This is a genomic window from Klebsiella sp. HMSC16C06, assembly GCF_001808325.1.
Taxonomy (GTDB): Bacteria; Pseudomonadota; Gammaproteobacteria; order Enterobacterales; family Enterobacteriaceae; genus Klebsiella; species Klebsiella variicola.
Genome location: NZ_KV792972.1, coordinates 100165 through 109213 on the forward strand (window position 1 = coordinate 100165; position 9049 = coordinate 109213).

Annotated in this window: 13 protein-coding genes; all 13 read right to left on the reverse strand. The window is 50.5% G+C overall.

The window, feature by feature from the left end:
* Window positions 1–3: 3 nt before the first annotated feature.
* Entirely contained in the window at window positions 4–228 is a 225-nt protein-coding gene (locus HMPREF3142_RS00510; RefSeq protein WP_014342129.1) for a hypothetical protein, read from the reverse strand.
* Between the two features lie 125 nt (window positions 229–353).
* The gene (locus HMPREF3142_RS00515; RefSeq protein ID WP_004109835.1) at window positions 354–671 is read right to left on the reverse strand and encodes a hypothetical protein; all 318 of its coding nucleotides are present in this window, start codon (window positions 669–671) and stop codon (window positions 354–356) included.
* 61 nt (window positions 672–732) lie between these two features.
* Window positions 733–1479 carry an Ig-like domain-containing protein gene (locus tag HMPREF3142_RS00520; protein ID WP_070611361.1) on the reverse strand — a complete coding sequence of 249 codons (747 nt, stop codon included), beginning with the start codon at window positions 1477–1479 and terminating at the stop codon, window positions 733–735.
* Window positions 1480–1546: 67 nt separating this feature from the next.
* A complete protein-coding gene (locus HMPREF3142_RS00525) occupies window positions 1547–1939 on the reverse strand; it encodes a minor capsid protein (RefSeq protein ID WP_047066294.1) in 393 nt (130 codons plus the stop codon).
* 1 nt (window position 1940) lies between these two features.
* Entirely contained in the window at window positions 1941–2414 is a 474-nt protein-coding gene (locus HMPREF3142_RS00530; protein ID WP_021313126.1) for a hypothetical protein, read from the reverse strand.
* Window positions 2405–2749 (reverse strand): hypothetical protein, encoded by a 345-nt coding sequence (locus tag HMPREF3142_RS00535; protein ID WP_004109848.1) that lies wholly within the window; start codon window positions 2747–2749, stop codon window positions 2405–2407. The genes HMPREF3142_RS00530 and HMPREF3142_RS00535 overlap by 10 nt, the downstream gene beginning before the upstream one ends.
* A 97-nt stretch (window positions 2750–2846) precedes the next feature.
* Window positions 2847–3680: a hypothetical protein gene (locus HMPREF3142_RS00540; protein ID WP_021313128.1), complete on the reverse strand. Its 834-nt coding sequence runs from the start codon at window positions 3678–3680 to the stop codon at window positions 2847–2849.
* Window positions 3680–4114 (reverse strand): hypothetical protein, encoded by a 435-nt coding sequence (locus tag HMPREF3142_RS00545; protein ID WP_021313129.1) that lies wholly within the window; start codon window positions 4112–4114, stop codon window positions 3680–3682. The genes HMPREF3142_RS00540 and HMPREF3142_RS00545 overlap by 1 nt, the downstream gene beginning before the upstream one ends.
* 47 nt (window positions 4115–4161) lie before the next feature.
* Window positions 4162–4590: an Ig-like domain-containing protein gene (locus HMPREF3142_RS00550; RefSeq protein WP_070611363.1), complete on the reverse strand. Its 429-nt coding sequence runs from the start codon at window positions 4588–4590 to the stop codon at window positions 4162–4164.
* Between the two features lie 78 nt (window positions 4591–4668).
* The gene (locus HMPREF3142_RS00555) at window positions 4669–5547 is read right to left on the reverse strand and encodes a major capsid protein (RefSeq protein WP_004109857.1); all 879 of its coding nucleotides are present in this window, start codon (window positions 5545–5547) and stop codon (window positions 4669–4671) included.
* Between the two features lie 26 nt (window positions 5548–5573).
* Window positions 5574–6473: a DUF6651 domain-containing protein gene (locus tag HMPREF3142_RS00560; protein ID WP_023279435.1), complete on the reverse strand. Its 900-nt coding sequence runs from the start codon at window positions 6471–6473 to the stop codon at window positions 5574–5576.
* Between the two features lie 22 nt (window positions 6474–6495).
* The gene (locus tag HMPREF3142_RS00565; protein WP_070611365.1) at window positions 6496–8070 is read right to left on the reverse strand and encodes a phage portal protein; all 1575 of its coding nucleotides are present in this window, start codon (window positions 8068–8070) and stop codon (window positions 6496–6498) included.
* Window positions 8071–8102: 32 nt separating this feature from the next.
* Window positions 8103–9049: terminase (locus tag HMPREF3142_RS00570; protein ID WP_070611366.1), on the reverse strand; the 947-nt coding region annotated here is incomplete at its 5' end.

The following is a 9049-nucleotide window of genomic DNA, read 5'->3' on the forward strand; positions in this document are numbered from 1 at the left end:
TTGTCATCCTCTGCCAAAAATTTGCATCAGCTGCTCTTTGGCGTCGGGGTCTGCCTTATCCATATGCGGACGGTAGACTTTATCAGTAACGACTGGCCTTCCAATCCTGAGTTGCAAACCCTCCATGAACGCCTTAACGCCATCGCCATCCGCTTGGGCGACGCGGGCGACCTGCAGATTGCGGACATCCTCTTCCGCTCGCAGACGATCGATATTGCGGCTGAGCATCCAGAACATGGTCAACGGGACACTCAGTAGCTCTATTGGCGATACGGCGTAGTGAGCAACTACACGACTGAAATAGAATCCGAGATCTATCGAAACGGTCTTTACCCCGGATTCATCGCGGGATATTACTTTGCCCCTTCGCCAGCCGCTTTTTCGTTCTCTTCATCAATCACTTCCATGGCGAAAGTGAAGATCTGCTGGAGTTGCTGGACAGTCAGTTTTTCCAGAACGGAGTCAGGTACTGACGGAATGACCTTGCGTACCAGTTCTGCGTAGGCAGTTACCTGGTCGACGGGAGACATATTCATGAGGTCTTTGTCTTCCATCTGCTTGATAGAAACAAAGAGGCCGACGGTCATTTCAACGATGGGATATTCTTTGCCACCAAATTTGATGCTTTTTTTCGGCGGCAGAATGGAGTCGAGATCGAGTAATTTGGTCATGGTTTAAATCCTTTTAAACTCATACAGAGGCCCATCCATGGGCCTCTTGGGTTATCACAATTTAGCTTGCGGCAGTTACAGAGACGGCTTTGGTCGCCTTCTTGGCGCCGTCATTAGTTGTGAAGGTGATATTGGCTGAACCGACAGCTTTACCAGTTACCAGTCCGTTCTGATCTACGGTTGCTTTATCAGTCGCATCAGAGCTCCACAAGCCAGTCTTATTGGTTGCATCGGCCGGGGTAAAGGTTGCGCTCAACTGAACTTTAGCGCCCACTTTTACGGTCGGTGAAGACGGGGTCAGCGTGACGCTCTCAACCGGCTTTGGGAGGCTCATTTTCCCCAACACGCCAGCGTCGTCCGGGTAAGCGGAAAACTCAACTGAGAACACGCGAACATCGTCAGACTGGTAGGTCATGGTGAAGTTACCCGCGGTTGCTGCTTTAGGGATGGTCAGAACATAATCCGTCGCATCCTGCGGGGTCAGCACCAACTCTTTTGCAACGTCGATCAGGTTCACACCCTGCGCAGACGTGATGGTTACGGTATCTTCGCCAGAACTCAGCGTTGAACCTGGCATCAGATCGACCATGTTTTTCAACACGGATTCAGCCAGCGGCGCAGTAATGGTGATGTTGCGGCCTTGGATCAGCTCGGAGATCGTGGTCTGGCCCAGCTGGTCTACGGTCACTTTCAGCGTTTCGGTTGCGATTTCAACCTGAACACCGCCTTTGGTGTAACCCAGATCCACGCCACCAAACGACACCTTGCAGGCGCCAAGCTTGATGTTTTTAACATGGGTATTGGACATTATTGGAAAACTCCTTTTTCCGTTAAAACAGTATCATTCCGACACACAATAGTAAGTATATACTTACTTATTTATTCAGTTCAATAAAGTACCCGGCAAATTCAAGTGGAATCCCCGTTTCAATAAGCGATCCGTCATTTATGGGGTACGTTATTGGCATCGCCATCGGCCTAACCATTTTGAAGAATACCCCGTCAGACTCAACGTTGCTAACAGGAAGGATGTCCATGATTTCGTTGGCCATTTCAACAGATTTTGTAATACTCGCATTGCGAACTACTATCGTGAATGAGTCGAAGTAAAAACCCTGCAAATCCGGGTCGATGGCTATGCCTGTATTGGGATTAATCAGCAAGATGCCAGACTTAACTTTTGCTGGCATATAGTGACAGAAAATGTCCGTCCCTACTTTTCCAAGCCCCTTTTTTTGTATCAATTTTGCGAATGCTTCTACAAACACGTCAACCTCGCGTAAATCCTGCTTTTCTGGCAGCTTCCAAGATCGTCTGCGAAAATTGCTTTTCGCTGATCTGAGTCGCTCGCTCAAGGAAATATGGGCCCACTTTAGGCTTCACGCCGGCGACAGGAGGGTTGGTAACATTCTTCATACGAGACAAATAACCAAGACGGTACTTACCAAGCTCCATGTATTTGGCATAGTCCCCCACCTCAACGCCTGGATGCCCTTCGCGCTGCTTTGCGCCTGATACGGAAAGCTCAATACGAAGTCCCGCGTATCCTTCTTTTACAACCCGCGCAAAAATGGCGCTCTCCAGCGATCCGGTTTCAAGCGGGGCCATGGCTCGTGCCAGTCGTTCAACCAGACGCGCCAGCTTTTCCATGTCCCTGATTAGGTATCGCTTGAACGCTTTCTGGCTGTTATTAAGTCTGGCGCCGGCACGCTTAAACTGGTGTGCGTCATATTTCAAACCCATATATTCGCCCCCAGCTCAAGATGCCCAGGGCGGCCACGTAGTCCCCATCGCCGATGTACGCTTGAGACCTTCAGTTTCTGTCCCTCCAGCACAAGAACGTCATCGAGTTGAACAGCGGCTTCAAGTGGAACAATAAGTACTGCGTCAAACAACTCCAGCGCTGCCTTTCCGCGGCTTCCAGAGCTATCTGCCCTGACGGACGATTTTTCATTGCTCTGTTCAAATTTAACGACGCCTACTTTCGTCTTCCTGACGAACTGCAATTGCGCTTCACCGTAGACGTTTTTGGAACCAAACCGGTAGATCGACAATTCGGCTTGCCACGAAATATTCATCCACTCTCCTTGTGTGAAGTCGTCGCACTCATTACCAGGCGGAGGCGCGGTTTCCCGTCTTTGGCCTGTCGACCAGAAGTAAAGAGCACGACGTGTGTTACGCACGACGAACAATCATCCGATTGTTGATGTAACTAATAAGCAATCGCCAGGTGCTGCGGGCCACACGGACATTCGCCACTTTGCTTGTGCGGTACATGTTGGTTGTTTCACCGATAGATTCAGACAAAATGCCGTCTTCACGCGCACTCGCAATATCGTTGCCATTGGCGATCTCGCATGCCTCATTAACGGTGGCCAGAAGCAGCGCCTCTTTGAAGTAGTCTGGCAAATCCGCAAACTGCTCCGAAGTGATCCGCTCCCAGTCCACCAAATCCTGCCGATACACACCGTCAGCCCCCCAGGGAATGTCATAGACATTCAGCATGTTTTGGGGACGGTCATACCGGTCGAAATCGATGCGCATGATCCTCCGGATAGAGAAAGGTAAGGTTTTGATTCGCCGTGTCGCTTCGATTAGCCGCTTGCGCATCAACCCCTCTCCATCAGCCAGCAATGTATCTCCATTGATCATATCAATGGCCTGCATTTGAGCATCGGCTACGGTGGCAAACGACTGACCCGGGACGGATAGTTCAAAGCTATTAAGCAGCACATACATCTGCCGCTCTTCGTGGGTTAGCCCACCCGCTGTGGCCTTCACGATGACGTAGCGCAGATCACGCTCTTTTTCGACCAGCTGGTTATGCTCTGCTGAGATCACAACCGGTATAGACATTTGGCCTTCTGCAATATCGAGAGGCTCTTCATCCACAAGTGTGGTACCTGCACTATCTCGCACGGTGTAAGAGGCGGAATCGATATCCAGTACGTTAAAGGCGAAGGTCAGAGACACGATGTCTCCGCTACGAAACGTGTCGATCAGAGCCATCACTCACCGCCTTGTGCTTTCAGGATGCCCTCAATCATTTCAACAATGCCCTTCGCTTTCACGCCAAGCGTGTTACCGATCTGGCGCAGGCCGGCGATACCTTCACAGTCAGCAATGGACTCCAGTTCTTCTCGGGTGAAGCGCTGCACATGTTTTGTCTCCTCATTCGCGACGCCACGTTTCATAGGGACAATATCAGGGGCCGTAGGCTCCACAATCTGATCGGCCACCAGCTCGTTACGATTGCTGAAGGCAGCTGATGGAGAGACATTTTGCCCATCAATCGTTTCGGCACGCATTGAGGCGCAGATCCGCTGTTGATCGAGGAATGGCAGCTCTGCTACAGAAATGCCGTCTTTAAAGTAAACGCCGCACAGGATGCCCGTGTATCCAAGGAACTGAGGTTCCAGAAGATGAATTTTTGCTGGTTTCATGAGTTTTCCTCTGAACAGGGTGGCCAGAGCCACCCCTTGTTGCTGAATCAGGCTGCAGCTGCTGTAACTTGAACAGTTGCGGTTGCTTTATAGCTGCCGTCTGCGGTCGTGACTTCAATTGTTGCAGTCCCTTCTGCAACGCCGGTCACGAGACCAGTAGCCGCGTCAACCGTTGCAAATTCAGCATTTTTCGACGCCCAGGTAACTTTCTTGTTGGTAGCACCAGCAGGCGCCACGGTAGCCGTGAGTTGAACCGTTTTTTTCACCTCCACCGATGCCGACTTAGGACTTACCGACACACCAGTAACAGCGACAGTGGGCTCCATCGGAACCGCTCGCATAGCTGCGGTGATACGGTTCTGCATGCGCTCGTTTACTGGATGATCGGACACCGATTTAGTGAAAGAAGTACGGAACATAACCCCCGTAAAGTCGGTGAAGGCCTTTTCAGTGATCTTCACTTTTTTTTCTGACATATATCGCTCCTATAAAAAGGGCGGGCGTATAGCCCACCCATTTAAAAATAATAGGTAAGTACTTACCTATTATTAGGATTAAATTTTGACGTTAGTCAGCGCCGCGATAGCTTTGTCGTGCTTATTGGCCAGAGAGCAGTACCACTTCACACGAGTACGTACTGCGTCTTTGTTCTGAACGGTGCCAATGTTTTCCACAACGATACCGGCGTTTTCGCCGCCGTACAGACCAGTTACACCGTTTTCTTCAGAAAGGTGCAGACAGTAGATATCCGCTTTGGTGGAGTCCGCAACCGGAATGAAGTCGTTTACGATAAACGGAACGCCGTTATGGCACAGCATTGGTCGACCGAAGTTTTCCATCATGATTTCGGACGGGCCTACGTTTACAGTTCGCAGCAGCGCACGATATGCGCGAAGATGCTCAGAACGCATCATGATGCAGTCTGCGCCCAGATCTTTAACTGCGTCGACCAGTTCGTCGAACATGGAGAAAGTCATGGAGGCGCCGGAGATGTCGATCTTCTGATCGTCATGCATCAGCTTCGGAATACCGTCGAAGGCTTTGTTGTTAGTGGTGGAGTCGCCAACAATCAGATTGCGACGGAAGGCACGAGCCAGACCTTTGACTTTCTGACGAACCTGGATAGCCAGCTGGTTGTTAGTATCAGCCATAGTGGTAGCCAGGAATTTGTCGACGTCAACGTCGCCAGCCAGAATGCGCAGCTTCGCAACTTTCTCTTCGAAGGTTGCAGCACCTTCGGTGATGGTGTCGTTCACATCAATGAAAGTAGCTTCGCTCAGGGTTTTTTCGCGGTTATACAGATATGCCTTCGAATTGATCTTCATGAAAGGCAGGACGGCAAACAGGTCGTCACGATCGATAATGGTCTCGATCACGCCCTGTTCAAGCTCGTTATTAGACAGCTTTTCAGCTTCTTCACGCAGTAATGGCATCTTTCATTTCCCTATGATTTAAGATGTTACTTGATTCCGATTTTCCCTAAACCGGCAGTCAACTTATCCATTGTCGACTTGTTCTTCGGCTGGGTTACTTTGTGGGTCGGTTTACTAATTGAACCAGCACCCTGCTTAGCTTCGCTGCGCAATAAAGCGTCAGCTTCCGGATCTGCACGTAAAATACGCTCAATCGCGGATTCGAACGGTAACGGCTTACCTTCGCCGTCAACCAGAACAGCACGCTCTTTCTGACCTGCCGGCTTGTCATAGCCAACGACGTTACCGTCTTCACCCACTTCGAAATGAGAGCCGTAGATAACGCGGGCCTTAGCCGGAGTCATCAGAACTTTTTCACGCAGGAAATTGGAGCCAGAAAAGGACGCACCGACGGTCATTTCAACCAGCTGGGCTTTAAGTGCGGCGTTTTCGCTCTCCAGAGCGGAAAAACGTTCATCACGTTGAGCTATCTCAGCCTGGTGAGCTTCGATCATTTGCTTTTTCACAGCATCGAATTCACCGCGGCGTTCCAGTTCAGCTTGCTCCGCCTCACGGCGTGCGTTTTCTGCGGCTTGCTCAGCTTCAAGAAGCTGGCGTGCTCGTGCCGGATCGATATCACCGTACTGAGCCAGCTGATCGGCCATGGCACGCTCTTTTTCCTTGCGTTTCATGTTCTCTTTCAGCAGGTCAGCGCCGGCTTTCTTGGATTTACGCAATTCAGCGAGCAACTCTTCCTGAGTCATCCCTCCGAATTCATCGTCTTCGATTTTCGGCTGATCTTTCTGCTCGCCGTTCTGCTTACCAGATTCCTGGGTGCCCTGCTCTTCTGCACCAGCGGGAGCTCCAGCACCTGCGCCACCACGTTCATGTGATTCGGCGACATCCATGAGGCCACGACGGGCCATTAGCATTTGCCACAGATTCATAAAAATTCCTTTTAATTACTTATCACTCGGTTGCTTGAGTTGATGAGTTCCCATTCCCTTGGGATAGATCTTGTCCGCTCTCTTGGACTGTATCACAATGATAAGTAAGTACTGACTTATTTTCAAGGGTGTTAAGAGCATTTTTTGGCGGAAAATTCAAGAGATCTTTCTCAAATTCTTTCTGCATCGCGGCCGAAATATTCGGGAAGATTTTCTCAATGAGCATTTCCATCTGATATCGACGCACAGAATCCGGTGCTTCCAGCAGCCCAAGTTTCTCGGCAACGGCAAATTCATCCGTCAGACCGCGGATATCAAAGCTCTCTGGATAGGCAATCAGCGAATGCTCCTCATCGAGATCGACCCCCATCCACTTCGCCGCCAAAAACATCATCTGGCGTTCAGCCCGCTCAAGACGCTCGGCTTTAGTAATAAGCAGACTATTAACCCGCTGAAAGTCATATAACTTGGCGGCCCCGGATGAATTATCGATCCCCTTAGCGTTATCCTGCTTTGTTCGCTCGCCAGCGACCCCAACGGAGTGGTAGATCTCATTAATCACGGTCTGGATAGTGGTGATGATCATCTGAGCTTGCTTAGGGTCTGGCGACAAATAAAAAGGCTGGTTGCCACTTTCCGAGTCATAGGTGAAGACGCGTTTTGTCCCCATTTCCATTACCTTTGCGTGATTCTCATCGCCTGGCAGGAGCGACTGAACGGGAATGGCCAGTTGGCTGAACGTCTGATCCTGAATAATGGCGTCAAGGTTCGACAGATAGTTGGCTACTGCACGGTCAAGGTAGGCGATATCATCAATAAGCGACGGGCTAAAATACGGCGATTCGCTCTCCCCTATGCAATCAACAGGAAACACAGGTACAACGCCAAGTTTGTGTTCGCCTTTATCTTCAAGCACAACTTTTGCGGTCCGACGACCGGCATTCCCGGCGCCTTTCTTAACCTCTTCCCGGAATAGATACCACTCGTTACGTGTCCATAGACGATAACGCTGATATTCCTGGCCAGATGAGGTAAAAGGATCTTGATCATCGCGCGCCACTTCGACAATCAGCGCCCAGATCAAATTGCCGTCATCGTCCCACGCCATATCCAACATCTGCTGCGGAGAAATCCAGTAGGCATAGGCGCGAACATCCTTCTTCTTCTCGTCAGCGACGGATTCTGCGTCACTATCCATCGTGCTATCGACCACCACCCAGACACGGCCATAGATGGAGGACTGGAGGTCAAGCGCGGACATAAAGCCATCGATGGAAACATTCTGTCGTGTCGCGCGTTTCCAGAATTTCTGAATTGGCTCAGGCGCTTCTTCTACATTTCGATGGATGTCCTCTTTGAAGAGATATTTATTAATCAGGTTCACCACTTCCCTGGTGTGATTGAAGCGGTAGGCGCGTTCCAGACGCTCCTTGAACTCCTGATCACCTTCTTTGAAGTATCGGAAAATGTTGTCATCGAACCAGGCACGCCCGCCAGCGTATGTGCTGGCGAGGAAATCCCAGTGCTCTTTTTTCTTTATGTATTCGGGGTGGCGTCTTGCCACAAGATCCTTAATTTGCTTATCAGTCAATTCCATTTGCTTCTCTTCCATGATAGGTAAGTACTTACTTATCTTGAACCACCAAGAATAACACGATTTTTTACGGGATACCTACGATGAACCGGGTAGCCCAAGGCATCCGCGCTGTGCTCAATCCCCCCGCTCTTATCCATATCGCGAGAGCCTGGTTTGTAGATAACTTTCTCCAGTGAATCGATGAGATGTTTGCACTTAGGGTCGATATACAAACGAGTTTCGCCAGAGGCGCTCATCAACATGCGGTTCACTGAGTTCACACGATCAGCAATCTGTGGGTGCTTTTTCGGATAATCAACACGCAGAAAGCCCTTCTCCTTGAAGATGTCGATGTCCGATTCCCCACGAGCGTGCTGACGATAGGCGCCGGCCGGGTCTGGGAAAATTGTGACCTGCGATTTCCACCGCCAGAAGCGACGCTCCAGCTCATCGCACACTTCTGCCGTATTCGACGAAAACAAGACAAGCTCATCCACAGCCCACAGCTCCCCATTCGGTTGTGGCTGCAGGATGACCGACGACATTGGGTCAATGTTGAAGTCCTGGCCTACCCACACCGGTAATTTAGGATTGAACTGCAGCGGCTTAACGTGAACGCTACGATCGAACGGGTAATACACGCGCCCTGACATGTTTTCGAAGCTGGCGAGGTACTCCTGAGCGAACGACTTAGGGTCCATATCGTTCTTGGCTGCCTCGATTTCTGCCGTCGGAACGAATGGTGAATCAGCGGTTACAAACTGCCAGCTTTTCCACTGACCTTTGCGCTGCAGCTCTTTGTTCTGCCCGATAGTCCATAGTTTATGGAATTCGGAGAACCCTTTCGGTGTACCGATGATCAGCGCGCCGCCGCGGGTGGATGACAATGTCGGACGGAGAACCTTGTACCAGGTGTCTGGCTTCATATCCTGAAACTCGTCGAGCACAACGAAATGCAGCGCAACACCACGAAGCGTATCCGGTTTATCCGCGCCTTTAA

Bases quoted from the DNA above. Each gene is read 5' to 3' on its own strand.
- HMPREF3142_RS00510 (WP_014342129.1), bottom strand. From the start codon at position 228: ATGCTCAGCCGCAATATCGATCGTCTGCGAGCGGAAGAGGATGTCCGC.
- HMPREF3142_RS00515 (WP_004109835.1), bottom strand. From the start codon at position 671: ATGACCAAATTACTCGATCTCGACTCCATTCTGCCGCCGAAAAAAAGC.
- HMPREF3142_RS00520 (WP_070611361.1), bottom strand. From the start codon at position 1,479: ATGTCCAATACCCATGTTAAAAACATCAAGCTTGGCGCCTGCAAGGTG.
- HMPREF3142_RS00530 (WP_021313126.1), bottom strand. From the start codon at position 2,414: ATGGGTTTGAAATATGACGCACACCAGTTTAAGCGTGCCGGCGCCAGA.
- HMPREF3142_RS00535 (WP_004109848.1), bottom strand. From the start codon at position 2,749: ATGAATATTTCGTGGCAAGCCGAATTGTCGATCTACCGGTTTGGTTCC.
- HMPREF3142_RS00540 (WP_021313128.1), bottom strand. From the start codon at position 3,680: ATGGCTCTGATCGACACGTTTCGTAGCGGAGACATCGTGTCTCTGACC.
- HMPREF3142_RS00545 (WP_021313129.1), bottom strand. From the start codon at position 4,114: ATGAAACCAGCAAAAATTCATCTTCTGGAACCTCAGTTCCTTGGATAC.
- HMPREF3142_RS00550 (WP_070611363.1), bottom strand. From the start codon at position 4,590: ATGTCAGAAAAAAAAGTGAAGATCACTGAAAAGGCCTTCACCGACTTT.
- HMPREF3142_RS00555 (WP_004109857.1), bottom strand. From the start codon at position 5,547: ATGCCATTACTGCGTGAAGAAGCTGAAAAGCTGTCTAATAACGAGCTT.
- HMPREF3142_RS00560 (WP_023279435.1), bottom strand. From the start codon at position 6,473: ATGAATCTGTGGCAAATGCTAATGGCCCGTCGTGGCCTCATGGATGTC.
- HMPREF3142_RS00565 (WP_070611365.1), bottom strand. From the start codon at position 8,070: ATGGAATTGACTGATAAGCAAATTAAGGATCTTGTGGCAAGACGCCAC.